We start from the raw sequence: 25,706 nt of genomic DNA, 5'->3' as shown, positions 1-25,706 counted from the left end.
ATGATGCGGCCAATGCCGCGCAAGCCGCGCGGGCTTCCGCTGCGCGCGGTCGCGCCCAATGCCATTACCGCTTTGGCATTGTGCTCTGGGCTGACCGGGATCCGTTTTGCCATTGCGGGCAATTTCCAGATCGCGGTGCTGATGATCATCATCGCCGCAGTGCTCGACGGGCTCGATGGCCGGGTCGCGCGCATGTTGCATGGCGAAAGCCGTTTCGGCGCCGAGCTCGATTCGCTGGCCGACGCGATCTCGTTCGGCGTATCGCCAGCGCTGATCATGTATCTGTGGTCGCTGCAGGATCTGCCCCGCCTCGGCTGGCTGTGTTCGCTGGTGCTTGCAGTATTCTGCGCGCTCCGCCTCGCGCGCTTCAACGCGCAAATAGACGAGACTGAACAACCGCATAAATCTGCAGGCTTCCTCACCGGCGTTCCCGCACCGGCGGGGGCAGGGCTGGCGATGCTGCCCTTGTTCTTCTGGGTGTGGACCGATGAGCCGTTGTTTCGTTCGCCGTATCTGGTCGCACCGTGGGTCGCGTTGGTCGCGCTGCTGATGATCTCCAGCATCGCGACCTATTCCTGGGGATCGCTCAAGCTGCGCCGCAACATTCGGTTCGAAGCATTGGCGATCGTCGTGCTCGTCGGTGCAGCGATCGTATCCGCGCCGTGGCATACCGTGTCGCTGCTGGCCGCCGCCTATTTCTTGTCGATACCATTCAGCATGCGATCCTATGCCCGGATCAAGCGGCTACGCGCTGCGCCGGCTGCGTCTTCGGCTGCACCGAGCGCGCCCGCGATACCTGACGACGATCTCTGAGCACGAGTCGCGGCATGGCAGCAAGATCTTCGCGGCCGTGGAGCAAGGCAATGATGCGCGGTAGTGCCGGGGCCACAGTATAAAACATCACCGCGACGGATGCTGCCAATGTGGTGGCGAACAGCAGGTATGAAACGATCGTCATCATGGCCCAACTCCTTGAACATCCGGGCTGAAACTTGGAACGTTAAACCTGTAGCAGGCTTTGAAGGTTCCGTACCCCCGTTACGGGCCCTTTATGTTCCACGTTCGTTCCGTATGTCAACGCTTGATTTCGGAGGAGGCGCGCGGTAGAACGCGCATCTTCAAACCGCATGGGAAGCATACATAGCCGGTGTCCGGTGGGTTTTACCCGCCCCATGGATCACTCGCTTCCCAGAGGCTCAACCGGAAAGGAATTATCTATGGCGGCACCAGTCGTCTCCATGCAGGCGTTGCTCGAAACGGGTGCGCATTTCGGACACCAGACGCATCGCTGGAACCCGAAGATGAAGCCCTACATCTTTGGCGATCGCAACGGCGTTCACATCCTCGATCTCTCGCAGACCGTGCCGCTGTTCGCACGCGCACTTGAATTCGTCGCTGCCTCGACGGCAGCCGGCGGCAAGGTGCTGTTCGTCGGCACCAAGCGCCAGGCGCAGGAACCCGTCGCTGAAGCAGCGCGTCGCTCGGGCCAGCATTTCGTCAACCATCGCTGGTTGGGCGGCATGCTCACCAACTGGAAGACCATCTCGGGCTCGATCAAGCGCCTCAAGACGCTCGAAGAGCAGCTGTCGGGCGATACGCACGGCCTGACCAAGAAGGAAGTGCTGCAGCTGACCCGCGAAAAGGACAAGCTGGAGCTTTCGCTCGGCGGCATCCGCGATATGGGCGGCATTCCGGATGTGATGTTCGTGATCGACGCCAATAAGGAAGAGCTGGCGATCAAGGAAGCCAACACGCTGGGTATCCCCGTCGTCGCGATCCTCGATTCGAACGTCTCGCCCGATGGCATCGCCTTCCCGGTGCCGGCGAACGATGACGCCAGCCGCGCCATCCGCCTGTATTGCGAAGCGATCGCGATCGCCGCGACGCGCGGTGGCCAGGAGCAGCAGGCCCGTCACGTCGACGTGGGTGCGCTCGATCAGCCACCGGTCGAGGAAGCGCTGACGGTCGCTCCGGTCGAGGCATCGTCTTCGGTCGCTGCCGACACGTCAGTGACGGAAGCTGACTTTGCGGCAGCCGATCCCGAGACGCCGGCTGCATCGACGGAGCCGGAAACGGCCGCCGAAGGCGAGCGCCAGCTCGACGCATAAGCGTAACCTTGCTGATCTAGCGGGCGGGGTAGGGCAGATGGCCTTTCCCCGCCCGCATCACATTTGCAGACTGAAAAAGGATTAGAGACATGGCCGAGATCACGGCAGCAGCGGTGAAAGATCTGCGCGAGAAGAGCGGCGCGGGCATGATGGACTGCAAGAAGGCTTTGACCGAGTCGAACGGTGACATGACCGCGGCAGTCGATTGGCTGCGCGCCAAGGGTCTCGCGTCCGCCGCCAAGAAGTCCAGCCGCACCGCGGCCGAGGGCCTGGTCGGCGTCGAAGTGTCGGGCACCAAGGGCGCGGCAGTCGAGGTCAATTCCGAAACCGATTTCGTCGCCAAGAACGAGCAGTTCCAGACTTTCGTGCGCGATGTGACCTCGGTTGCGCTGGCGCTCGGCGATTCGCTCGAGACGATCAAGGCGGCATCGCTGGGTGAAAAGACCGTCGAAGAGACGCTGACCAACAACATCGCGACGATCGGCGAGAACCAAGCGATCCGTCGCGCCAAGCGGCTGGAAGTCAGCGCCGGCGTGGTCGTGCCGTATGTGCATAACGCCGCGGCAACCGGCCTTGGCAAGATCGGCGTGCTTGTCGCGCTCGAGAGCGAAGCCGATGCCGATGCGCTCAACGCGCTGGGCAAGCAGATCGCCATGCACATCGCCGCGGCCTTCCCGTTGGCGCTGAACGAAGAAGATCTCGATCCCGAGATCATCGAGCGTGAGCGCGCCATCGCCACCGAAAAGGCCGCCGAGAGCGGCAAGCCTGCGGACATCATCGCCAAGATGGTGGAAGGCGGCATCGCCAAGTATCGCAAGGAAAACGCGCTGGTCAGCCAGCTGCTGGTGATGGACGGCAAGACCAAAATCTCCGACGTCGTTGCCAATGCGGCAAAGGCAGCGGGCAAACCGATCAAGCTGGTCGACTATGTCCGCTTCCAGCTCGGCGAGGGCATCGAGAAGGAGACGAGCGATTTCGCCGCGGAAGTCGCTGCTGCATCAGGCGTGAAGCAGCCGGTCTGAAATCGGCTTTTCTGACCAGGCAGGAGAGGCCGCGTCGCGAGACGCGGCCTTTTTGTTGGCCCCACGGAATGCGGGCCGGATTGGCAGATTCGCTTTTCCGGCTGCACCTCACCACGCGCCGCAAATGATGCGGACCGAGGCTAATCCCTAACATATGATAAGATGCGTGGGGAATTCCGCGGCATTATCTGGTCTCCAGGAGAATCACATGTGCCGATATGACGATAGCTTAGTTGCCTTGAACACCGCCTTGAACCTGATGGTGGATGAGGGCGATACCTTGCTGATCGCAGCGATCGCGCATCCGATGCAGATCGTTTCCGACCGGATTTCGTATGAGGATGATACAGTCAGAGAGACGACCGTATATGCGGCCGGCGGGTGCCCGGGATCGATTTCGATCCGGTAAGCGGCAGCGCAACGGCCAGCGCCCCGCCCGAGCGAGTGGCAGGCGGATCAGACCGCATTATGCAGAGACGGTCATGCCTGGCATCGTGACAACCCGCATATAGCGCGACACCGAGCCCAGCGCGATCAGCTCAGCGTACCGCTGCGCCATCTCGAAATGAATCGCGGCAACCTTGGGATTTGCGGACGCGCGCGCCATAGCCCGCTCGCGCCCTTCGCGGACACGATAATATTCCATTGCGCTCACGTCGTTCATGATATCGCCTCCCACAATGAGGTCCATGGATAGCCAGTGCTGGCTGCGGCTTTACAACATACATCAATAGTTTTTGTGGAAGTTTTTCGCAGGGACGACCTGCACGCGATGGCCCGGCGCGGCTGTTGGCTATCGCGGCGCCCCACGATCGCGATCAGCGAAACGCCGGCTCGTCGATTTCTGTTTCGTCGTGCGGCGACCCGACACAATCTGACGCTATCTTTGTGGCGTCGATGAACGACCGCGTCGGATGATGGCCCACAAGAGCGTCGCGACTTGTCCCTGGGGAGGCAAGATCGCGATCAGGACCCGCTCTAACACTGGAAATATTGCAGTCGAAAGGATTTGATCATGCTCACAATTGCGAACAGCTGCGACGCGGCGGTGCAATAATGCTGCGTATTTCACGATATGTATTTATACATATTTTCCGTCTCTAATACGTCGTGTATATTAACATTGAACAATAAAGCCCAACAATATTAAATGCTGTTGAGCCGTGCGAAAGGTGTCGCATGGGGAACCGCTTTACCGACAAGCTGCAACGCTTTCACGATCTTGGCGACGACGGGGCCGCGGCATTGGTCGCGGCGACGTCTCGGCCGCGCAAATTTGCCCCCAAGCGTGACCTGATCCGCGAGGGTGACCGGCCGGGGCCTGTCTTTGTCATGCTGGATGGCTGGGCGGTGCGCTACAAGATTCTGCCCAATGGCCTCCGTCAGGTTTTGGCCTATCTGATGCCTGGAGATTGTTGCGATCTGCATGTCGGGCTGCTCGCGGAAATGGATCACAGCATCCAGACGATCACCCGCGCCGATGTCGCCACGATCGATCGCATCGAGATGGACGTTATCCTCGACCATCACCGCGGCGTGGCCAAGGCGATGTATCTCGCGCAGTTGGTGGATGAGGGCACAATGCGTGCCTGGATCACCAGTATGGGGCGGCGATCCAGCATCGAGCGCGTCGCACATCTGATGTGCGAATTGTATATCAGGGCGCGCGCCATCGGGCTGACTACCGAGATGAGCTTCGAACTGCCGCTGTCGCAACTGTTGCTGGCCGATTCGCTGGGGATGACCCCAGTTCATCTCAACCGGGTGTTGCGAGAACTGCGTCGAACCGGCGCCATGACGCTGAAGCGCGGCAGCCTGTTGATCGAGCAACCTGATCTGCTGGTGCAAATCGCCGGATTCGACGAGAATTACTTGCACCGCCGCTTGCGCCGGGCCGCCTAGCCAGCGCGCCTTCCCGCTTTCAATCCGGCGCCCGCGCCACTAAGGTTCGCGCCGCCCCCAGCAGCATATTGGACCCCCGTGACGATACCCCGCTACAAACGCATCCTCCTCAAATTGTCAGGTGAAGTCCTGATGGGCGAAAATGGTCTGGCGATCGACCCTGCGGTTACCGCACGGGTCGCTGGCGAAATCGCCGACGTAAAGGCACAAGGCTATGAGCTTTGCATTGTTGTAGGAGGCGGCAACATCTTCCGCGGGCTTGCCGCAGCGGCGAAGGGCTTCGAGCGCGCCACCGCCGATCACATGGGCATGCTCGCCACCGTGATGAATGCGCTGGCGGTGCAGAATGCGCTCGAGCAGATCGGCGTTTCGACGCGCGTGCAATCGGCCATCTCGATGGACAAGATTTGTGAGCCGGTGATCCGCCGACGCGCTGAACGGCATCTGGAAAAGGGGCGTGTCGTGATTTTCGCCGCAGGCGTCGGCGAACCGTATTTCACCACCGATAGTGGCGCCGCCTTGCGCGCCGCGGAGATGAAGTGCGATGCGCTGTTCAAGGGCACTTCGGTGGACGGCGTGTACGATGCCGATCCGAAGGTCGTGCCGACTGCGACGCGCTACGAAACGGTCAGCTACGATACCGTGCTGGCAAAGAATTTGAAGGTTATGGATGCCAGCGCTATCTCGCTGTGCCGTGACAATGATATCCCGATCGTCGTCTTCAATATCCGCGAGCATGGCAATTTCGCCGCCGTGCTGGCCGGCGAAGGCATCTCGACGACCGTACAGAAGGAGCAATAATATGGCCGCTTACGATAAGGCCGATCTCGAGCGGCGCATGGCCGGTGCGGTCGAAGCGCTGAAGCACGATCTTTCCGGCCTGCGCACGGGCCGTGCCTCGACCTCGTTGCTCGATCCGGTGACGGTGGAAGTGTATGGCGCGCAAATGCCGCTCAACCAGGTTGCGACCGTGTCGGTGCCGGAGCCGCGGATGATCTCGGTGCAGGTGTGGGACAAGGCCAATGTCGGCCCTTGCGACAAAGCCATCCGCTCGGCCGGGCTGGGTCTTAACCCCATCGTCGATGGCACCACGCTGCGTCTGCCGATTCCCGATCTGACCGAAGAGCGCCGCAAGGAGCTGGCCAAGCTGGCCGGCAAATATGCCGAGGACGCGCGCATCGCCGCGCGCAACGTGCGTCGCGACGGGATGGATTCGCTCAAGACCGACGAAAAGAAGGGGCTGTTCGGCGAGGACGATCGCAAGAAGCTCGAAACCGAAGTGCAGAAGCTGACCGACAAGACGATCGCCGATCTGGACGCGGCGGCGACGGCCAAGGAAAAGGAAATCCTCGGCAAGTGAGTTCGGCTCCCGCCCTGGCGTCGGAGGCCGCGCCCGGCTCGATCGGCGGCGCGGGTACGGCATTGCCACGCCATGTTGCGATCATCATGGACGGCAACGGACGCTGGGCCAAGAAGCGCTTCCTGCCCCGCTTCGCCGGGCACAAGGCCGGCGTCGAGGCAGTGCGCGCCGTGACGCGCGCCGCCCGCGCGATCGGCATCGAGGCGATGACGCTATATGCGTTTTCGTCGGAAAATTGGCGTCGGCCGGAGGAAGAAGTCAGCGACCTGATGGGGCTGCTGCGTATTTTCATCCGCAGCGATATCGATGAGCTGGTGCAGGAAAACGTGCGGTTGCGCGTTATCGGCGATTATCGCCGTTTCGCCCCCGATCTTGTCAAACTGGTCGACGATGCGATTGCGCGCACGGCAGCCAATAGCGGGCCGATCCTCGTCATCGCGCTCAATTATGGCGCGCAAGCCGAGATCGCCGCGGCCGCGCGGTCGTTGGCGGCCAAGGTCGTGGCCGGCGAGATGGCCGTCGAAGCAATCGATGATGCGGCGATCGAGCGTGAACTTGATACGCACGATCTGCCACCGCTCGACTTGCTGATCCGCACCTCGGGCGAAGTGCGGTTGTCCAATTTTCTGTTGTGGCAGGCGGCCTATGCCGAATTGCTGTTTGTCGACACCTTGTGGCCCGATTTCGACGCCGCAGCGCTGCATCAGGCGGTGACGACGTTCGCGCAGCGCCAACGGCGTTATGGCGGCCTGTGAGCGCTCCGCAGCGTAAATCGGACCTTGCGGTTCGGGCGAGTACCGGCGTGCTGATGATCGCGATCGCGGCGATCGCCTTGTGGCTGGGCGGGATCGCTTTTTGGATTTTGTGTACGGTCGGCGCGCTGTTCATGATGGCGGAATGGTCGGATCTGGATCAGGCCGGGGCGCGGAACAAGCGCGTGGCGCAATTCGCCTTGTCAGTGCCGCTGGCGACGATGGCGCCGGCCTCGTTGATCATCGAGGTGCATTACTTTTTTACGCTCGGTCTGTTGGTCGGGGCGGCATTCTTCACGGTGATCGTCACGCGCAAGCCGCGGCTGGCGGCGGGGGTCCTGTATTGCGGGCTGCCGGTGCTGTCGCTGGTGTTCCTGCGCCGCGCTGATGGCGGGCTGCTCTTTGCCTTCTGGGCGCTGGCACTGGTATGGGCCTGCGACATCGGCGCTTATTTTTCCGGACGGTCTATCTCCGGGCCAAAGCTCGCGCCGGCGATCAGCCCGAACAAGACCTGGGCCGGGCTCGGCGGTGGGGTGATTGCGGCGGGGCTGTTCGGCGCGCTGCTGCATGTTCAGTTCGGATTGCCATGGCGCATGGCCGTGGCCACGCCGTTGCTCGCAGTCGTGGCGCAGGGCGGTGATCTGTACGAGAGTTGGTTGAAGCGTAGGGCGGGGGTTAAGGACAGTGGTAACATGTTGCCAGGGCACGGCGGCGTGCTGGACCGGCTCGACGGGCTGGTGCCGGTGGCCCCGCTGGCGGCGTTGTTGCTGATCTTGCCGAGGTTTTATCCGTGAAGACGGTAACAATTTTGGGCGCGACGGGCTCGGTTGGCAGCTCGACCCTGGATTTGATCGAGCGCGAGCCGGATAAGTTTCGCGTGTTGGCGTTGACCGCCAATTGCGATGTCGAAAAGCTGGCGCAGGCCGCGTTGCGCACCAACACCAGGCGCGCTGTGGTGGCGGACGAAGCGTGCCTGCCCGCGCTGCGCGAGCGTTTGGCCGGCTCCGGCATCGAGACGGCGGGCGGGCGGCAAGCGCTGCTCGATACCGCGGCGATGAGCGCTGATTGGACGATGGCGGCGATCGTCGGTTGCGCCGGGCTCGAGCCAGTCATGGCCGCAGTAGAGCAGGGCGGCACCGTTGTGCTGGCCAATAAGGAGCCGCTCGTTTCGGCCGGCGAGATCATTCTGGCGGCGGCGGCGAAACACGGCGCGACGCTGCTGCCGGCCGATTCCGAGCATAATGCGATCTTCCAGTGCTTTGATGCGACGCGACCTGAGCGCGTGCGCCGGATCATTATCACGTGCAGTGGCGGGCCGTTTCGCGATTGGTCGACCGAGCAGATGCGCGATGTGACGCCCGAACAGGCGGTCGCGCATCCCAATTGGTCGATGGGCGCGAAAATCTCGGTCGATTCGGCGACGTGCATGAACAAGGGACTCGAACTGATCGAAGCGGCGCGGCTGTTTCCGGTGCCGCACGACGCGATCGAAATCGTCATCCACCCGCAATCGGTGATCCACTCGCTGGTCGATTATGTCGACGGCTCGGTGCTGGCGCAGCTGGGGCCGCCCGATATGCGCACGCCCATCGCGCACTGCCTGGCCTGGCCCGACCGTATGGCAACACCAATGCAGCCGCTCGATCTGGTGGCGATCGGTCGGCTCGACTTTGCCGCACCCGACGAGCAGCGCTTCCCGGCGCTCAGGCTGGCGCGCGATGCGCTGAACGCGGGCGGCGCACGGCCGGCCATTCTCAACGCCGCCAACGAGATCGCGGTGGCGGCTTTTCTTGACCGGCGTATCGGCTTCCTCGAAATTGCCGCAATCGTGTCCGATACGTTGCTGCGTTATGATCCGCCGGCGCCCACAACGCTGGCCGAGGTCCTGGCGATCGACGCGGGGGCGCGTGCTGCAGCGAACGAGCTTGTGAAGGATCGCGTAATTTGATCGAGACCCCCGGCCTGTTTCTTACCGTATTGGCGTTTGTGCTGGTGATCGGCCCGCTCGTGTTCGTGCACGAAATGGGGCATTATCTCGTTGCGCGCTGGTGCGGCGTAAAGGCCGAAATGTTTTCGATCGGCTTCGGTCATGAAGTTTTCGGGATCACCGACAAACGCGGTACGCGCTGGAAGTTCAGTTGGTTGCCGCTTGGCGGTTATGTGAAATTCGCCGGTGACCTCAACCCCGCTAGCCAGACAGATCCGGCGTGGCTCGCGCTGCCCGCCGCGGATCGCGCGCGAACTTTCCCGGCCAAGCCACTGTGGCAACGCGCGCTGATCATCGCTGCCGGCCCGGTCGTCAACTTCCTGCTCGCGATCCTGATCCTGATGGGGTTCGCCTTGCTCTACGGCGATGTGCGTACGCCGCCGGTGGTGCGAGAAATTGTGCCCAACAGCGCGGCCGTACGCGCTGGATTGCAACCCGGCGATCGTATCGTGTCGCTCGGCGGGCGCAGCGTGGAAACTTTTGACGACGTTTCCCGCTACGTGAAGATCCGCGCCAACGAGACGGTGCGGATCGAGCTCGAACGCAGCGGCACGATTGTGCAGCGCGACGTGGTGATCGGCACGCAGGAGCAGCGCGACCGCTTTGGCAACGAATATCAATTAGGATTGCTAGGCATTGCGCCGGATCGTCCGGTATTGCTCGAGGTCGGGCTGCTCGAAGCGCCGGTCGTCGCGCTGCGCCAGACGCGCGACATCGTGGTGACGATGGTCGAAACATTGGGGCAGGTGATCACCGGGCGCCGCTCGGTCAAAGAACTGGGCGGGCCCTTACGCATCGCCAAGATTTCGGGCGAGCAGATTAGCGTGGGGCCAGAGGCGTTCGTTTTCCTGATCGCCTTGGTATCGATTAACTTGGGGTTCATCAATCTGTTGCCAATTCCCATGCTGGATGGCGGGCATCTGTTTTTCTACGCGATCGAGGCTATAGGGCGACGACCGGTAAATCCTGCCGTACAGGAGTGGGCCTATCGCGGCGGCGTGGTGGCGCTGTTGATGTTCATGATGTTCGTGACGTTCAACGATCTCGGCGCTTTCGGCTTATGGAAGAACCTCGCTGGCTTGATCGGCTGAGGCAGGTAAGGCAGGGCGGGCGCGCCATAGTGGTGACCCGCATAATTTCTCCGGTTTGGGGTAGGTAGTGACAAGCATGGTTTCGACATTCGGCGCACGCGCCACGACGGCATTGCTGGCCGGCACGATGCTGTCCGGCCTGCCCGTCGCAGCATATGCGCAAGCCGCCCCCCAGACCGCGCCGACGCTCGCTCCAGCGCCAGACAATGTTGCCCCCGCCATCGTGCGCACGATCAAGACGCTGCGCGTCGAAGGCTCGCAGCGCATCGAGCCGGATACGGTATTGTCGTACACCAAGCTGCGCGTCGGCCAGAACTATACCAACGAGACGCTGGACCAGGCGCTGCGTGACCTGCTGGCGAGCGATTTCTTCGCCGACGTGTCGATCGCTGGCGTCGAAAGCGGTGACATCATCATCCGCATCCGCGAAAATCCGGTGATCAACCGCGTTATCCTGGAGGGCAACAAACGCCTCAAGGAAGACAAGATCCGCAAGGAAATCAAGCTCGCGCCGCGGCAGATCTTCACGCGCACCGCGGTGCGCCAGGATATCGCGCGGATCGTCGAACTCTATCGTCGCCAGGGTCGCTTCGCCGCCTCGATCCAGCCCAAGATGGTCAATCTCGATCAGAACCGCGTCGATGTGGTGTTCGAGATCAGCGAAGGGCCGAAATCCAAGGTTCGCCAGATCAACATCCTCGGCAACGAAGTGTTCGACGACGACAAGCTGCGCGAGCAGATGGCAACGAAGCAGGCGCGGTTGTTCCGCCTGCTCAGCTCGGCGACGAGCTATGATCAGGACCGCATGGCCTATGACCAGCAGAAGTTGCGCCAATTCTACCTGACCGAGGGCTATGCCGATTTCCGCGTCACCTCGGCCGTTGCCGAGCTGACTCCCGACAAAGAAGATTTCATCATCACCTATGTGGTGGAGGAAGGGCAGCGCTACAAATTCGGCGACGTGACAGTCGACAGTTCGATCCGCGATTTCGACAATACCAAGCTCGCCGCCGGGCTAACGATGAAGAAGGGCGATTGGTATGACGCCAAGAAGGTCGAGAATTCGGTCGACCAGCTGAGCGAGACGGCCGGGCTGTTTGGCTATGCCTTTACCGAGGTGAACCCCGAATTCCAGCGTGACAAGGACACGCTGACCATGTCGATCAACTTCAACATCGCCGAGGCTAAGCGCTCGTATGTCGAGCGCGTCGACATCAACGGCAATACCAATACGCAAGACAAGGTGATCCGTCGCGAGATCCGCCTGTCGGAAGGCGATGCGTTCAACAGTTTCCAGGTCAAGCGCTCGCAGGACCGCATCAACTCGCTGGGCTATTTCCAGGACAAGTTCGAGCTCAAGCAGACGCCGGGCTCGGCGCCCGACCGCGTCGTGCTCACTGCCGATGTGGAAGAAAAGTCGACCGGCGAGCTGCAGCTGTCGGCGGGTTTCTCGAGCCTTGAAAGCTTCATCGTGCAGGCCTCGATCCGCCAGCGCAATTTCCGCGGCAAGGGCCAGGAATTACGCGCCAGCGTCAATTATTCGAGCTATTCCAAGTCGGTCGAACTGGGCTTCACCGAGCCCTACCTGTTTGACAAGAATATCGCGCTGGGCGGCGATATCTTCCGCCGTGACTACAATTCGTTCAACCTGACCGCGAGCGGCGATCGCAACACGACCTACACACAGGTGTCGACCGGCTTCCAGATCCGCGCCGGCGTACCGCTGACGGAATATCTCTCCTTGTCCGGGCGTTACGGCCTGACCTTTGATGATGTCGGGCTCGATGAGGGCACTTACTATACCAATGGCGTGTGCGATCCGATCCTGGCGGGTCGGTATCTGTGCGACGCGATCGGCAATCGCGCCACATCGTCGATCGGCTATTCGTTGATCTACGACAGCCTCAACAGCCGCTTGCGCCCCACCGCTGGCCACCGTGTGGTGCTGAGCCAGGATTTCGCCGGGCTGGGTGGCGACGTGCGGTATATCCGAACTAAATTCGACGCCGATAAATATTGGGGTCTGGGTAGCGGCTTTACGCTGGGCCTGAGCACCGAAGGCGGGTTCATTTATTCGCTCGAAAATTCGCGTGGCCCGGGCATCGACAAGATACGCATCACGGATCGCTTCTATCTCGGCGAGCCGGAATTCCGCGGTTTCAACATTCGCGGCGTCGGCCCACGCGTTCAACGCGTGCCGTATGGCACTGATGCCAATGGCAAGCAGATCCTGGTCACCGACAAGGATCAGATCGTCGATGATGCGTTGGGCGGCCGGGCTTATTATTCCAGCCGGCTCGAGCTCGAGATTCCGCTTGGTGCCGGTGCGCGCGAGTTGGGGTTGCGGCCTTCGATCTACGTCCAGGCCGGTGCGCTGTTCGGCGTGACGCGCCCCTTGCCGACGGTCGAGTTTGAAACGATCGATGGCGTCGTACAGCCGCTGTTCCGTCCGACGCTGGATGGCAACGGCAATCCGCTTTATTCCTATGTCGGCGCCAGCGGCACCGCGATCGCCACGACTTGCGCCGCGGGCATCCCGGACAGTGCTGGCGGATGTAACGGCGTCGTGCCCAATACGCCTTATGGCAACACGATCGCGCCGTTCCTGGAACGGTTCGTCGGCGATAGCGCAAAGCCGCGCGTGTCGGTCGGCGCCGGCGTCAACTGGAATTCCCCCTTCGGCCCGCTGCGCGTGGATATCGCTTACGCGCTGCTCAAGGATAAGGGCGACGACGACAAGCTCATTACATTCAACGTAGGGACTGCATTCTGATGAATACGTACAAGAAAATCCTGCTCGCGACCGTTCTGGCCGCACCGGCCACGCTGATTGCCGCTTCGGCCAACGCCCAGGCCACCAACGTCGCGATCGCCGATCCCGATGCCGCGATCGCCAATTCGAAGGTGTGGGCCGCGGCACAGACCGAGATCGGCACGACCTACAAGCCGCAGCTCGACCAGGCGAAGGCCCGTAGCGAAGCGATCGCGGCTGAGCTGCAGCCGCTGTACAAGAAGCTCGACGGCAATGGCGACAACCAGCTGAACCAGCAGGAAATCGACGCCGCGCGTACCGCGCGTCGCCCCGAGATCGCGCAGATCGAAGCCAAGGAAAAGGCCGGCCAGGAAGAGATCGGCCGCATGACCGTGCAGGCATCGCGCGCGCGCGCTTATGCCGCCGAGCAGGTCGCCGGGAAGGTCAACGACGCCGTCACCAATGTCGTCAAGGCACGCCGCATCACCCTGCTGATTCGCCCCAACGCGGCATATTTTGCCGATCCGGCCGCCGATATCACGCCGGCGATCAGCACCGAGATCGACCGTCTGATCCCCAAGGTGAGCATCACGCCGCCGGCCAACTGGCAGCCGGGCCAGCAGCGTGCTGCCGCAGCACCGGGCACCCCGGCGCCGGCTGCACCAAAGGCCGCTGAGCGTCCGCGTTGAGCACTGAGCTGACCGAAGCGGGTGATGCGGGGGAACTGGGTGCGTTCGATATCGGACGCATCATGGCGGCGCTCCCGCATCGCTACCCGATGCTGCTGGTCGATCGGGTCACGCGGCTAACGCGCGACCGATCGATCACCGCCATCAAGGCGGTGACGATCAACGAGCAGTTCTTTCAGGGGCATTTTCCCGGGCGTCCGATCATGCCCGGCGTGCTGATCGTCGAGGCGATGGCGCAGGCCGCGGGCATTCTCGCCGTCGAATCGCTGGGGCTCGCGGGCTCCGGCAAGCTGGTCTATTTCATGGCCATCGATGGGGCGAAGTTCAGAAAGCCCGTCGAACCCGGTGTGCTGCTGCAGCTCGATGTCGAATTCGTCCAGAAGCGCTCCAGCGTGTGCAAGTTCTCCGGGCGCGCGACGATCGACGGCCAATTGGCGGCGGAGGCGAACTTTACCGCCATGATCGCCGATCCGCCCCAGGGCTGATCAAAAGCAAAATGCTTGCTCTACCGAAGCGCGGCGTGTAGTGCGCCGCGCTTGTCCGGCTGGTCGGAAACCAGCCACTGACACACAAGGAAAATGCCATGAAGAAAGATATCCATCCCGATTATCACACCATCAAGGTGCAGATGACCGACGGCACCGTGTACGAGACGCGCTCCACTTGGGGCAAGGAAGGCGACACGATGACGCTCGAAATCGATCCGCTGGCGCATCCCGCCTGGACTGGTGGCCGTGGCACGATGCTCGATACCGGCGGCCAGGTCGCGCGCTTCAACAAGCGGTTCGGCGGCATGTCGTTCGGCAAGAAGTAATTGCTGCGCCGCGTCTGCGGCCACGATGATTCTACTCAAAAGGGCGCCTCTCTCGCAACCGCGAGAGAGGCGCCCGTTTTGCGTTTGAGCGATACGTTCCGGACGATAACTGGCGGAAGAGGTGTCCTTAGAACTAATACTTTATCAGATGTTACAATATTCCGGATTTACTGCCAACCTGATGAATTCAAATACATTTCAACTGTCGGTTGAAAGTATGGCGATTGCCTATCCCGCCAGATATGATAAAGATCTTGTCCATCTTGTTAGCCTTTGGTGGGGCAGACGGGTGGCGAATCAGATCAATCGGCTGAGTGCTGTGTTCGTTCGGACAGTTACTGAGCCGGGGCAATACGCCGATGGTGATGGTCTCTACTTGCTGACAGCGAACGGCGGAAAGCGATGGATTTTCCTCTACCTCTGGAACGGCAAGCGGCGGGAAATGGGGCTGGGTTCGGCCCACGATATTACCTTGGCGAAAGCGCGCGAGGCTGCTGCGGCTGCCCGCTCTCCGTCGGCAAGCTCGCATGACTCAGTAGAGGTGCTGAAGGCCGGTCGGCAGGGGAGTTAACGCCAGAGGTTGATGTGCGAACCTTCGGAAAATTCGCCGAGGAATATATCGCTTCGATTGAGGCTGGATGGCGAAACGCGAAGCACAAGGATCAGTGGCGCAATAGCCTGCGCGCCCATGCAGCTGGTCTGAAAGACAAAGCGCTCGCCGACATCAGCACCGACGATGTGTTGGCCGTCTTACAGCCAATCTGGGCTCGATTGCCGGAGATGGCCAGTCGAGTGCGCGGTCGCATTGAGAAGATTTTAAGCGCCGCCAAAGCAAGAGGATTCCGTTCGCGAGACGCGGCAAACCCTGCTCAATGGCGGCGACACCTTGAGGTGCTTTTACCGAAGCGGCAAAAGCTGTCACGTGGCCACCATCCGGCAATGTCATATGAAGATGCTCCCGCGTTTATGGCACAGCTTCGCGATCGGCCTGCAATGGCTGCGCGCACTAGAGTTTGTGATCCTGAACGCGTCACGCTCCGGTGCCAAGTGGTCCGAGATGGCAGGGGATGTTTGGATTGTTCCTGCTGAGCAGATGGGCTCAGTGGTGCAAACGACGGAAGCGCGAATTGCCGTTGTCCGTAACACTCGCGGATGCGGGAAACATCGCCCTGCACGAAGCACGCTGCCGGGCCCAGATTGCGCTCGTCACGGGGAAACCCGCGGCGGTCGCGCTCCCGATGATGGTCTGTCGCGGCGCCTACCTCTGTGAGCCAACGTTCATCCTGACTGATCCGATGGATTGGCACCTCTGGCAGAAGCTGAAACATATCGACGGCCTGCTTCGGCCACTTATCCAGCCCGACGTCTAGGACAGGTTCGCCGCTCCATCTAAGGGCCCTTCCGCCATGAATATCGCGATCCTTCGCGACGAGTTCGACTCGTTGATCGGTACCCTTTTGTCTGTCGTTACCGATGACTTCGACGGCTTGCTCAAACCGTCGCCGTTAGATGTTCCGATTGCCGTCACCCGCTTCCCGACCACCGGGGCGGGTCGGAAGTCTGAAACATTTGTGTCGATGCGGCAGTTGGCGTTCACAATTCAAAATGAGCATGCTGACCGCAAAGGTGGGCTGCCGTGGTTCAAGCTTGGCCGTTTTGGCAATCACCGCAGTGGTAAAGGTAGTTTACGCAATAACGCGAACGTCATTTGCGTTACCGGTGTCGAAGGGGGCTGGGACGGCGGGGAGATCTCGCTGGGCGAGGCGGAGCGGTTGGTACGCGCTGACGGCATAGCTGCATTGTTCTTTCCTATGCCGCCTAGTACCGAATCGTCCCCAAGGTGGCGCATATTCGCGCCGCTTTCAGCGGAGCGAGAGCCTCAAGACCGCGACCGGTACTTCTTCGCGCACTCGTGAAGCGTCTGCGGAACGCAGCCGATCTTCTCGGCAATCGATACCACGGTCGCCCATCTGGACGGGTGATCCCGCTCGTGATCGAAAACCATCCGCACCGCTCGCTCGCGGACTTCGGACGCAAACTTGTTGATCGTCTTGCTCGTCATAGCTCCACCTTCTCACTAGTTGGAGCCTCCGACAAACCCGGGACGGTTCGCTGCCACCATATAATGAGACTATTTTTTGCAATGCGCTAATAGCCTATTAATTAACAGTTCGATAATTTAAGGAACTTGTCTATTAACTTCATCCGCATTTGTGAGGAAGTGATAGATATGACCGGTTGTAGGCCGCCACTCGTTCATTTATAGTTAACTTGACTTTGCGATAGTCGACTATAGGGGACGATGGACATGAAGGCATTACTCATTGCATCCGCTGTAATATCTTGCTTATTCACTCCAACAACCGCTCAGGCATCTCAGTTTACGCGCAACTCGCCGACGGGCGGCACGTTGCCTTCCGGTGTCACTGAAATCGGAGGAATAGTTCTCGACCTTAAGGGAACGAATGGTGTCCGGGTTGTCAGCCAACTTGCAGCTTCCTCGCTTTACCGCGGATTTGCAAACGCACCGGAAAATGGTCCACCGGCCGGATCGGCCGGTGGAAACCCGCTAGTTATCGGAACGCAACTTGGTTTCACTTCAGCAACGCTGGCCGCTTTAGGGGGCGGCCTCAGCTCGGCATCGGTGCGCTTCACGCTATTTGACGGTGATAGCGGCCCGTTTGACTTTGATTCCGGGATGGACAACAGCCTGGGCCTGAACGGGATCAACTTTGGATACTGGTCGGGTGTTTCAACGCAAGAGACATCATCCGACGGCTTGACTGTGTTTAGTTCCGGTTCGGGTTTTGGCAACAATATCCTTTCGACCGGTTTTTTTACCAACACGAACTCAGCTGATCTTAGTACGTTTTTCGCTACATTGACGGGTGGCTCTGTTGCATTCAGCCTAACGGACGTCGACCCCTTTGATAATTTTTACGATTTTACTCAGGGCATCGACGGCGGGCTGATCGACGTCGGGACAGGTCCCGTGGTGACACCAGTCCCAGGCGTGCCTGAGCCGGCCACGTGGGCGATGATGCTGCTGGGTTTCGGTTTTATAGGTGCCGCCATGCGTCGTAAGATTCGCGTGTCTGAGGTCAATTTCAACAAGGTGATCCAGGCGCTGTCTGAAGCCTGAATCGTCGCGCTATGAATTTACCAGAGCCGCCGGTTCCAAGACCGGCGGCTTTGTATTTCGCAAGCAGAGCTTCGCACAGATTTGTGCTTGCCTATCGCATAAACGGACAGACCGGACGCTATGCGAATTGGTTACTCGTCCGGCTTCGGCGTTGATCCTGCATTTATCCGGTTTTAGTTCCTTAAGCCATTTATCTTGCTTCGCGCTGACAGGTTCGGGCGCTGGATAATCCATCGGGGCGAGGTCGGTGAGCAGATCATTGACGTCCCCCCTGTTTTTTAGCCCGTTTGAGCGAGAGTTTTCCGGCCTTGTGAAGCCTTTGGGCAAGGAGCTGGAATGAAGAAATCTAGGTACTCAGAAGAGCAGATTGCCTTCGCGCTGAAGCAGGCGGAAACCGGCACGCCGGTGGCCGAAGTCATCCGGCGAATGGGGATTTCCGAGCAGACGTTCTACCGCTGGAAGAAGGTGTACGGCGGTCTCGGGGTTGGTGAGATGAGGCGCCTGAAGCAGCTTGAGGACGAAAACCGGCAGCTGAAACAGCTGGTCGCCGACCTAAGCCTGGACAAGCACATTCTGCAGGACGTTCTGGCAAAAAGCTCTGACGCCTGGACGACGACGCGAGCTCGTCGCGTACGTCCAGGCGTCTCATGCCGTAAGCGAACGGCGCGGTTGCTCGGCGCTGGGCGTCGAGCGGTCGTCGGTGCGCTACATCTCCCACAGGCCGGACCAGACACCGCTTGTGATGCGCATCCGTGATCTGGCGGCAACGCGGACGCGCTATGGCTATTTCCGGATCTACATCCTGCTGCGCAGGGAGGGATGGGTCGTGAACCACAAACGCGTCGACCGGCTATATCGGAATGATGGACTGAGCCTTCGGCTCAAGAAACCGAGACGCAACGTCAGCGCTGCCAACCGCGAACGGCAACCCACGGCACTGGCGGCGAACGAGATGTGGTCGATGGATTTCGTCTCGGATGCCCTGTTCGATGGCCGGCGCTTACGAGCGCTGACCGTGGTTGACGCCTTCACCCGCGAAGCTCTGGCAATTGACGTCGACCAGGGGATCAAAGGCGAGCAGGTGGTCGAGGCGATGGCACGGATCTCATCAATCCGCGGCGCGCCCAAGACCATTCGTGTGGACAATGGGCCGGAGTTCATCTCGAAGGCGCTCGACCGTCGGGCGTACGAGAACGGCGTGACGCTGGACTTCAGCCGACCCGCAAGCAGGCGCTAAACTATCGTGCGCGGCGACGCTTGGCGACTGCTCGTCAGATATTTGGAACGAGGCGTGCTACAGCTCCTTACACGGCTTGTCCATGCCGAGGTCAGACGCAGAAATGGGTGTCCGCTGACACTCAAACACCAATCTGAGGCAATCATTAGCGGCCCGTTAGGGCAATGGGTGGGGCAAGGGTGCGCTTCCCGTGCTAACCTATTGATTCTAAACATAATTTGGCGGAAGAGGTGGGATTCGAACCCACGGTGAGCTTACACCCACGACGGTTTTCAAGACCGTTGCCTTAAACCACTCGGCCACTCTTCCTGTGTGCCCCGCATATCCGCGCTGCGCCGCTTTGTGCAAGCGTTGCGACCATTTGGGGTTCATGGCCGCGCCGCGCTGTGCCAGTGTCGCCGGCATGGGTAAGCTTTTTCGCACGAACACATGGATCGCCGCCGCACTCGCCAGTGTCGCCGCGCTCACGGCAACGCCGGCGCTGGCGCAGGACGAGGCGGGGTTTCAGGCCTATCTGCAGACGCTGCGCGGGCAAGCGCTGGCCACGGGGGTTAGCGTGCGCACGCTGGATCAGGTGCTGCCGACGCTAACGCTCAATACGCGCGTGATCGAGCTCGACCGCCAGCAACCCGAAGCGGCGCCCAACGCGGCTATCCCGCCGTTCGCGCCGTATAAGGCGAGCCATGTAGACGCTTCCCGGATCAATCGCGGGCGGGCCGCCTATCAGGCGCAGCGCAGTCGGTTGGCCAGTATCGAGCGGGAACAGGGCGTACCCGAATCGATCATGGTGGCGATCTGGGGGCATGAGACCAATTACGGCAACGTGATGGGCAATTTCGATCTGCCCCGCGCGCTCGCCTCGCTGGCCTATGAGGGGCGGCGGCGCGAGCTGTTCGCCGGCGAATTCATCGCCACGCTGCAGATCATCGATCGCGGCATTCCGCTCTACCAGATGAAGGGCAGCTGGGCCGGCGCGTTCGGCGGGCCGCAATTCCTGCCCTCAGTCTATCTGCGGCTGGCGCGCGACGGCGATGGCGACGGCAAGGCGGATATCTGGAACAGTGCCCCCGATACGCTGGCGTCGATCGGCAATTATTTCGCCAATGCCGGGTGGCGCGCGGGCCAGCCCTGGGGGCTGGCGGTGCGCGTGCCGGCAAGCCTCGATCGCGCCTCGATGACCAGCCGATTGATGTCGCCGCGCTGCCCGCGCGTGTTCGCCCGGCACAGTGCGTGGAAGACGATGGCGGAATGGCGCGCGCTGGGGCTGTCGCCCGAGACCAAGACCTGGCCTGACGATGGCGTGCTGGCGACCTTGATCGAGCCCGATGGGGTGGGGCAGACGGGATACTTGCTCACCGGAAACTATCGCGTCATCCTCGATTACAATTGTTCAAACTTTTACGCGCTTTCGGTTGGGTTGCTCGCGGATGCCATTGAACAATAGATATTTTTCGGATTGACCCGCATGCCAGTTCGGCCCTGGTAAAACGCGCCGCCAAGCAACGCGCGCGTGACGCGGTCGCCCGGCGCGGCTATGATACTGTTTGGCTCGTCATACGAATTGAGTTCCCCACCTCTTAGCGCCACGGACTGACAATGAAGAAACTGCTCGCTGCCACCATTCTCACCCCTGCGCTGCTGATCGCCAATCCCGGCCTGGCCGAAGCGCCCGATTTCCCGACGCCGGCGCCCGTTGCGTATCTGACCGATCTGTCGACCGGCGCGGTATTGTTCTCGAAGGACGCCGATCGCCGCATGCCGCCGGCATCGATGGCCAAGATGATGACCGTCTATGTCGCGTTCGACATGCTCAAGAAGGGCGAGATCAAGCTCGGGCAGAAGTTCGAAGTGCGCCCTGAGACGTGGCAGCGCTGGCACGGTCCCGAGGCAGGCTCGACCATGTTCCTGTCGACGGGCGAGCAGGTCAGCGTGGAGAATTTGCTCAAAGGCATCGTAACGTTGTCGGGCAACGATGCCTGCGTCGTGCTGGCCGAAGGCATTTCCGGTACCGAGCCCGCCTTCACCTCGCGGATGAACGAGGCGGCCAAGCAATTGGGCCTCACCAACAGCCATTTCGGCACGTCGAATGGCTGGCCTGATAACGGCGTGACCTATGTCACGGCGCGCGATCTCGCCAAGCTCGCGGCCGCGACGATCCAGAACTTCCCCGACTATTACAAGAAGTTCTATTCGCTGCCGAGCTTCACCTGGGGCAAGACGCTGGGTGCGGGCGCCGACATCACGCAGCAGAACCGCGATCCGTTGCTGGGGCGCGTCGCCGGCGCCGATGGCCTGAAGACCGGGCATACCGAGGAAGCGGGCTATGGCTTTACCGGTTCGGCCACGCAGGATGGTCGCCGGTTGGTAATGGTCATGGCCGGTCTGACCAGCTCGAACCAGCGCATCGAAGAATCGGTCAAATTCATGAACTGGGGCTTCCGCTCGTGGCAGGCCAAGCCGATCGCCGCCAAGGGGCGCAAGATCGAGACCGCCGAAGTGCAGTTGGGCGATGCCACCACCGTCGGGCTGGTCGCGCCGACCAATCTCACCGTGACGCTCCCCGCCGGCGCCGCGCCTGCGCTGTCGGGCAAGGTCGTCTATAACGGCCCGATCAAAGCACCCATCAAGGCCGGGCAGCATATCGCCGATCTGATCATCAGTTCGCCTGATCTGCCGCCGCAGACCTTACCACTCGTGGCCGAGAACGACGTTGCCGAGGCGGGCTTTTTTGGCCGCGCCTGGGCCGGGCTGACCGGCCTGTTCGGCGGGTGATCGGACGCTTCATCTCGCTCGAGGGCGGCGAGGGAGCGGGCAAATCGACACAGGTCCGTGCGCTTGCCGCCGCACTCGACGCGCGCGGCATCCCCGCCTTGGTCACCCGCGAGCCGGGTGGCAGCGAAGGCGCCGAGGCGATCCGCACGCTGCTGATGGAAGGTGCCGTCGCACGCTGGAGCCCGCATAGCGAGGCATTGCTGTTCGCGGCGGCGCGCGCAGATCATGTCGAAAAGACAATCCGCCCGGCACTCGGCGCCGGCACCTGGGTGATCTGCGATCGCTTCATCGACAGCAGCCGGGCCTATCAGGGCGTCGCCGGCGGGATCGACGACGCCGCGGTGCTGGCGCTCCACGGCTTCGGGTCGCGAGGGCTGCTGCCTGATCGCACCTTTGTGCTGGAAGTGCCGGTCGAGCAGGGGCGGGCCAGGGCCGAGGGGCGGGACGGCGCGGGGGCGGATCGCTTCGCCGCGCGGGGCGATGCGTTCCATGAAGATGTCGCCAGCGCCTTTCGGGGCTATGCGGCGCGCGAGCCGGATCGCGTGCGGCTGATCGACGCCTCGGTCCGTGCGGCGGCGGTAACCACAGCGCTCCTCGCGGGGCTGAGCGACTTGCTGCCATGAGTCTGCCACTCGGCAATGACGCGGCGCATGACGCCTTCTTGTCGGCGATGGCGAGCGGGTCGTTGCATCACGCCTGGTTGTTCGCGGGGCCCGAGGGCGTGGGCAAGGCGACGTTCGCGCGCATCGCCGCGCGGCGGCTGCTCGCCGATGGCGCTGCCGGTCCAGCGCTGCCGCCGGGATATGACGTGCCCGATAGCCACCCGACCAATCGCCTGATCGAATCCGGCGCGCATCCCGATTACCGCGTCCTGGCGCGCGCGCCGAAGGACGATAAGGGAAGCGCCGAGCTGGCGCGCTCGATCCCGATTGCGCAGGTGCGCGCGCTCAATCCGATGTTTGCCATGGCGCCGTCGCAATCATCGCGTCGCGTGATCATCATCGATGCGATCGACGAGGTCGAGCGGCCCGGCGCCTCCAACGCGCTGCTCAAGAATCTCGAAGAGCCACCACAGGGCACGATCTTCTTGCTGATCAGCCACGCCCCCGGCCGCCTGCTGCCAACGATCCGCTCGCGCTGCCGCTTGCTGCGCTTCGAGGCGCTCGATGACACCACCATGCGCCAAGTGCTGCGCGCGCAGCAGCCGACCATCGCCGACGATGAATTGGCCGCGTTGCTCAAAGCGGGGCAGGGATCGCCCGGCCGCGCGCTCGGCTTTGCCGGTCTGGATCTGGCGCAGCTTGACGGCGCCATGAGCGCGATCGCTACCGATGGCGACCCGAGCAACGCACGCCGCGCCAAGCTGGCGAAATTGCTGTCGCCGAAAGCGGCACAACCCAGGTACGAGGCATTCCTTGATCGCGCGCCGGCGTTCATCGCCGCGGCGGCGCCGGGCCGGCAGGGACCGGCACTGCGAACCGCGCTCGACAGCTACGATGCGGCACGGGCGCTTTCCGCCAGCGCGCGTGGGCTTTCGCTCGACGCGCAGGCCACGGTTTTCGAGATGGCTGGGTTGGTCGCGACGCTGGCACCGCACGGCTAATCGACCCCAGGACCATGTGCGGGGTGCTGGAATGGCCGGCGGCAGTTTCACACCTGCAAAAACCACGCTACAGCCGCCCGCATGACCCCTTACTACATCACCACCGCCATCAGCTATCCCAACGGGCGCCCGCATATCGGCCATGCTTATGAAGCAATCGCTGCCGATGCCATCGCGCGGTTTCAGCGCCAGGCGGGGCGCGATGTGCGCTTCCAGACCGGCACCGACGAACATGGCCTGAAGATGGTTCAGGCCGCGCGCGACAAGGGTGTCTCCGTCGCCGATCTGGCAGCGGAAATGTCCGGTTATTTCCGTGCCATGGATGATGCACTCAACATCAGTTATGATCGCTTCATCCGCACGACTGAGCCAGCGCATCACAAGGCCAGCCAGGCGATCTGGCAGGCCATGGCCGATGCCGGCGATCTGTATCTCAGCCGCTACGAGGGCTGGTATTCGGTGCGCGACGAGGCGTTTTACGAAGAGAAGGAACTGGTCGACGGGGAGGGGGGCAAGCTTTCCCCGCAAGGCACGCCGGTCGAATGGACTGCCGAAGAAAGCTGGTTCTTCCGCCTGTCGAAATATCAGCAGCCGCTGCTCGATCATATCGCCGCCAACCCCGACTTCATCCGCCCGGAGAGCCGACGCAACGAGGTGACCAAGTTCATCGAGGGTGGGCTGATGGATCTCTCCGTCTCGCGCACCAGCTTCGATTGGGGCGTCAAGGTGCCCGGTAGCGATGGCCATGTGATGTATGTCTGGGTCGATGCACTGACCAATTATCTCACCGGCGCGGGTTATCCCGACAATGCCGGTGAACTCGCTACCTGGTGGCCGGCCGATCTGCATCTCATCGGCAAGGATATCGTTCGTTTTCATGCGGTTTACTGGCCGGCATTCCTTCTCTCTGCGAACCTCGCGCTGCCCAAATCCGTGTTTGGCCATGGCTTTTTGCTCCATCGCGGCGAGAAAATGTCCAAGTCAATCGGCAACGTCGTCAATCCGATCGCGCTGGCTGAAACATTCGGTGTCGATGCATTGCGCTATTTCCTGCTGCGCGAAGTGAGCTTTGGGCAGGACGGATCCTATTCCGCCGAAGCGATCGTCACGCGTGCCAACGCCGATCTGGCCAATGGGCTGGGTAATCTCGCGCAGCGCTGCCTATCGATTATCGCCAAGAATTGCGGCGGGGTGCTGCCGGCGGACACCGTCGATACGCCGGAACCGGAATTGGGCGACATTCTCGGCACGGTCACTGCGCTGATGGCCGACCTCAAGCTCAACGAAGCGTTGGAGGCGATCTGGGAAGGCGTGCGCATCGCCAATGGCTATTTCGCCGAGATGGCGCCCTGGGCGTTGCGGAAGACCGATCCCGCACGCGCCGATGGCGTGCTGTACCACACCGCCGAGGCGGTGCGGCAACTTGCCATCCTGGTGCGCTGGGTCGTCCCGGCTAGCGCCGACAAATTGCTCGACCTGCTTGCCCAAACGCCCGATGCGCGCGGTTTTGCCGCGCTGGCCGTGCCGCTGCAGGCGGGCATCGCTTTGCCGCCACCGCAGGGCGTGTTCCCGCGGCTTGATCTTCCGGTGGAACCAGCCTGATGCTGGCCGATAGCCATTGTCACCTCAATTATAAGGGCTTGGCCGAGGATCAGCAGGCCGTGCTCGAACGCGCCCGGGCGCGTGGCGTGACGGCGATGCTCAACATCGCGACGCGCGAAAGCGAGTGGGATGATGTGCTGGCCACCGCCGAGCGCGAGGCCGACGTGTGGGCGACGGTCGGCATCCATCCACACGAGGCAGACAAGCATCCGCATATCGACACGGCCAAGCTGGTGCAACGAGCGCAGCACCCCCGCGTGGTCGGCATCGGCGAGAGCGGGCTCGATTATTATTACGATCATAGCGACCGCGAGCGGCAGCAGGCGAGCTTTCGCGCGCATCTCGCGGCCTGCCGCGAAACGCAGCTGCCGATCATCGTCCACACCCGCGATGCCGAGGATGATACCGCGACGATCCTGCGCGAGGAACTGGGGAAGGGGGCCTATCCCGGGGTGATCCACTGTTTCACCGCCAGCGGCTCCTTCGCCGATATCACGCTCGATCTCGGCTTCTACATCTCGATCTCGGGCATCGTAACGTTCAAGAATGCCAAGGATCTGCAGGAAACCGCCGCGCGGCTGCCGCTGGAACGGCTGTTGATCGAAACCGACGCGCCTTTTCTGGCGCCGGTGCCGCATCGCGGTAAGACCGGCGAGCCGGCGTTTGTCGCCGATACCGCGGCGTTTCTGGCCGAGTTGCGGGGGGTGAGTGTGGAAGAATTGACCGAGGCGACGGCGCGCAATTTTCACCGCTTGTTCGCCAAAACGGTTCAGTGAGCAATATGGCCGTCCGTCATCCCAGCGACAGCTGGGATCTCAAGCGGCACCTGCGGGACGGGAGCCGCACGAAACCCCAGCTGTCGCTGGGGTGACG

At 61.8% G+C, this 25,706-nt stretch carries 27 protein-coding genes, 1 tRNA gene and 2 pseudogenes; 27 read left to right on the top strand and 3 right to left on the bottom strand.

Annotated elements, in window-relative coordinates; genetic code table 11:
* The 4 genes from pssA to ABC969_RS00740 all read left to right on the top strand — a co-directional run bounded on the left by pssA (position 1) and on the right by ABC969_RS00740 (position 3,539).
* Positions 1–813, top strand: coding sequence for a CDP-diacylglycerol--serine O-phosphatidyltransferase (gene pssA, locus ABC969_RS00755; protein ID WP_345862326.1), 813 nt, complete (start codon positions 1–3; stop codon positions 811–813).
* Between the two features lie 404 nt (positions 814–1,217).
* Positions 1,218–2,108 carry a 30S ribosomal protein S2 gene (gene rpsB / locus ABC969_RS00750; RefSeq protein ID WP_345862325.1) on the top strand — a complete coding sequence of 297 codons (891 nt, stop codon included), beginning with the start codon at positions 1,218–1,220 and terminating at the stop codon, positions 2,106–2,108.
* Between the two features lie 89 nt (positions 2,109–2,197).
* Entirely contained in the window at positions 2,198–3,130 is a 933-nt protein-coding gene (tsf, locus tag ABC969_RS00745; protein ID WP_345862324.1) for a translation elongation factor Ts, read from the top strand.
* A 208-nt stretch (positions 3,131–3,338) separates the two neighbouring features.
* Positions 3,339–3,539, top strand: coding sequence for a hypothetical protein (locus tag ABC969_RS00740; RefSeq protein ID WP_345862323.1), 201 nt, complete (start codon positions 3,339–3,341; stop codon positions 3,537–3,539).
* 57 nt (positions 3,540–3,596) lie between these two features.
* Here ABC969_RS00740 and ABC969_RS00735 read toward each other — a convergent pair whose 3' ends face one another.
* The gene (locus ABC969_RS00735) at positions 3,597–3,794 is read right to left on the bottom strand and encodes a hypothetical protein (protein WP_345862322.1); all 198 of its coding nucleotides are present in this window, start codon (positions 3,792–3,794) and stop codon (positions 3,597–3,599) included.
* 515 nt (positions 3,795–4,309) lie between these two features.
* Here ABC969_RS00735 and ABC969_RS00730 point away from each other — a divergent pair.
* The 15 genes from ABC969_RS00730 (at position 4,310) to ABC969_RS00665 (ending at position 16,393) form a co-directional block, all read left to right on the top strand.
* Positions 4,310–5,032 carry a Crp/Fnr family transcriptional regulator gene (locus ABC969_RS00730; protein ID WP_345862321.1) on the top strand — a complete coding sequence of 241 codons (723 nt, stop codon included), beginning with the start codon at positions 4,310–4,312 and terminating at the stop codon, positions 5,030–5,032.
* A gap of 78 nt (positions 5,033–5,110) precedes the next feature.
* Positions 5,111–5,833 carry a UMP kinase gene (pyrH, locus tag ABC969_RS00725; protein WP_345862320.1) on the top strand — a complete coding sequence of 241 codons (723 nt, stop codon included), beginning with the start codon at positions 5,111–5,113 and terminating at the stop codon, positions 5,831–5,833.
* 1 nt (position 5,834) lies between these two features.
* Entirely contained in the window at positions 5,835–6,392 is a 558-nt protein-coding gene (frr, locus tag ABC969_RS00720) for a ribosome recycling factor (RefSeq protein ID WP_345862319.1), read from the top strand.
* A 14-nt stretch (positions 6,393–6,406) separates the two neighbouring features.
* Positions 6,407–7,147 (top strand): isoprenyl transferase, encoded by a 741-nt coding sequence (locus ABC969_RS00715; protein WP_380808981.1) that lies wholly within the window; start codon positions 6,407–6,409, stop codon positions 7,145–7,147.
* Positions 7,144–7,938 carry a phosphatidate cytidylyltransferase gene (locus tag ABC969_RS00710; protein ID WP_345862318.1) on the top strand — a complete coding sequence of 265 codons (795 nt, stop codon included), beginning with the start codon at positions 7,144–7,146 and terminating at the stop codon, positions 7,936–7,938. Before ABC969_RS00715 ends, ABC969_RS00710 begins: the two co-directional genes overlap by 4 nt.
* Positions 7,935–9,092 carry a 1-deoxy-D-xylulose-5-phosphate reductoisomerase gene (locus tag ABC969_RS00705; RefSeq protein WP_345862317.1) on the top strand — a complete coding sequence of 386 codons (1,158 nt, stop codon included), beginning with the start codon at positions 7,935–7,937 and terminating at the stop codon, positions 9,090–9,092. Before ABC969_RS00710 ends, ABC969_RS00705 begins: the two co-directional genes overlap by 4 nt.
* Positions 9,089–10,222 (top strand): RIP metalloprotease RseP, encoded by a 1,134-nt coding sequence (gene rseP / locus ABC969_RS00700; protein ID WP_345862316.1) that lies wholly within the window; start codon positions 9,089–9,091, stop codon positions 10,220–10,222. Before ABC969_RS00705 ends, rseP begins: the two co-directional genes overlap by 4 nt.
* A 76-nt stretch (positions 10,223–10,298) precedes the next feature.
* The gene (bamA, locus tag ABC969_RS00695; protein WP_345862315.1) at positions 10,299–12,995 is read left to right on the top strand and encodes an outer membrane protein assembly factor BamA; all 2,697 of its coding nucleotides are present in this window, start codon (positions 10,299–10,301) and stop codon (positions 12,993–12,995) included.
* Positions 12,995–13,663 carry an OmpH/Skp family outer membrane protein gene (locus ABC969_RS00690; RefSeq protein WP_345862314.1) on the top strand — a complete coding sequence of 223 codons (669 nt, stop codon included), beginning with the start codon at positions 12,995–12,997 and terminating at the stop codon, positions 13,661–13,663. Before bamA ends, ABC969_RS00690 begins: the two co-directional genes overlap by 1 nt.
* On the top strand, positions 13,660–14,148 hold the full coding sequence (gene fabZ, locus ABC969_RS00685; RefSeq protein ID WP_345862313.1) for a 3-hydroxyacyl-ACP dehydratase FabZ: 489 nt from the start codon (positions 13,660–13,662) through the stop codon (positions 14,146–14,148). The genes ABC969_RS00690 and fabZ overlap by 4 nt, the downstream gene beginning before the upstream one ends.
* Positions 14,149–14,246: 98 nt before the next feature.
* Positions 14,247–14,477 carry a 50S ribosomal protein L31 gene (gene rpmE / locus ABC969_RS00680; protein ID WP_345862312.1) on the top strand — a complete coding sequence of 77 codons (231 nt, stop codon included), beginning with the start codon at positions 14,247–14,249 and terminating at the stop codon, positions 14,475–14,477.
* A gap of 121 nt (positions 14,478–14,598) precedes the next feature.
* Positions 14,599–15,048, top strand: a complete 450-nt coding sequence (locus ABC969_RS00675) for an Arm DNA-binding domain-containing protein (RefSeq protein ID WP_345862311.1) — start codon at positions 14,599–14,601, stop codon at positions 15,046–15,048.
* A gap of 14 nt (positions 15,049–15,062) precedes the next feature.
* Positions 15,063–15,566, top strand: a complete 504-nt coding sequence (locus tag ABC969_RS16450) for a tyrosine-type recombinase/integrase (protein ID WP_380808861.1) — start codon at positions 15,063–15,065, stop codon at positions 15,564–15,566.
* Entirely contained in the window at positions 15,554–15,847 is a 294-nt protein-coding gene (locus ABC969_RS00670) for a hypothetical protein (protein ID WP_345862310.1), read from the top strand. Before ABC969_RS16450 ends, ABC969_RS00670 begins: the two co-directional genes overlap by 13 nt.
* Before the next feature lie 36 nt (positions 15,848–15,883).
* Complete coding sequence (locus tag ABC969_RS00665) at positions 15,884–16,393, top strand: hypothetical protein (protein WP_345862309.1); 510 nt, start codon at positions 15,884–15,886, stop codon at positions 16,391–16,393.
* Here ABC969_RS00665 and ABC969_RS00660 read toward each other — a convergent pair.
* A pseudogene (locus ABC969_RS00660) lies at positions 16,375–16,539 on the bottom strand (IS3 family transposase); the annotation flags it as partial. The gene ABC969_RS00665 and the pseudogene ABC969_RS00660 overlap by 19 nt on opposite strands.
* Positions 16,540–16,785: 246 nt before the next feature.
* On the opposite strand from ABC969_RS00660, the gene ABC969_RS00655 reads away from it, so the two are divergent.
* Together ABC969_RS00655 and ABC969_RS00650 are read left to right on the top strand one after the other, a co-directional pair.
* On the top strand, positions 16,786–17,619 hold the full coding sequence (locus tag ABC969_RS00655; RefSeq protein WP_345862308.1) for a PEPxxWA-CTERM sorting domain-containing protein: 834 nt from the start codon (positions 16,786–16,788) through the stop codon (positions 17,617–17,619).
* A 336-nt stretch (positions 17,620–17,955) separates the two neighbouring features.
* Positions 17,956–18,841, top strand: a pseudogene (locus ABC969_RS00650) (IS3 family transposase); the annotation flags it as partial.
* Between the two features lie 234 nt (positions 18,842–19,075).
* On the opposite strand, the gene ABC969_RS00645 reads toward ABC969_RS00650, so the two are convergent.
* Positions 19,076–19,165 (bottom strand) — tRNA-Ser (locus ABC969_RS00645).
* A 94-nt stretch (positions 19,166–19,259) separates the two neighbouring features.
* Here ABC969_RS00645 and ABC969_RS00640 point away from each other — a divergent pair.
* From ABC969_RS00640 to ABC969_RS00615, 6 genes are all read left to right on the top strand, one after another.
* Positions 19,260–20,300 carry a lytic murein transglycosylase gene (locus ABC969_RS00640; protein WP_345862307.1) on the top strand — a complete coding sequence of 347 codons (1,041 nt, stop codon included), beginning with the start codon at positions 19,260–19,262 and terminating at the stop codon, positions 20,298–20,300.
* A 152-nt stretch (positions 20,301–20,452) separates the two neighbouring features.
* Positions 20,453–21,628, top strand: a complete 1,176-nt coding sequence (locus tag ABC969_RS00635; protein ID WP_345862306.1) for a D-alanyl-D-alanine carboxypeptidase family protein — start codon at positions 20,453–20,455, stop codon at positions 21,626–21,628.
* Positions 21,625–22,251, top strand: coding sequence for a dTMP kinase (gene tmk, locus ABC969_RS00630; RefSeq protein WP_345862305.1), 627 nt, complete (start codon positions 21,625–21,627; stop codon positions 22,249–22,251). The genes ABC969_RS00635 and tmk overlap by 4 nt, the downstream gene beginning before the upstream one ends.
* A complete protein-coding gene (locus tag ABC969_RS00625) occupies positions 22,248–23,231 on the top strand; it encodes a DNA polymerase III subunit delta' (protein WP_345862304.1) in 984 nt (327 codons plus the stop codon). The genes tmk and ABC969_RS00625 overlap by 4 nt, the downstream gene beginning before the upstream one ends.
* A gap of 81 nt (positions 23,232–23,312) precedes the next feature.
* Positions 23,313–24,833: a methionine--tRNA ligase gene (metG, locus tag ABC969_RS00620; protein WP_380808863.1), complete on the top strand. Its 1,521-nt coding sequence runs from the start codon at positions 23,313–23,315 to the stop codon at positions 24,831–24,833.
* On the top strand, positions 24,833–25,609 hold the full coding sequence (locus ABC969_RS00615) for a TatD family hydrolase (protein WP_345862303.1): 777 nt from the start codon (positions 24,833–24,835) through the stop codon (positions 25,607–25,609). The genes metG and ABC969_RS00615 overlap by 1 nt, the downstream gene beginning before the upstream one ends.
* Positions 25,610–25,706: the final 97 nt, after the last annotated feature.

The organism is Sphingomonas qilianensis (assembly GCF_039614825.1).
GTDB classification, from domain to species: domain Bacteria; phylum Pseudomonadota; class Alphaproteobacteria; order Sphingomonadales; family Sphingomonadaceae; genus Sphingomonas; species Sphingomonas qilianensis.
The sequence above is the reverse complement of the archived record's forward strand: the minus strand, read 5'-3'. Positions and strand labels throughout refer to the sequence as shown.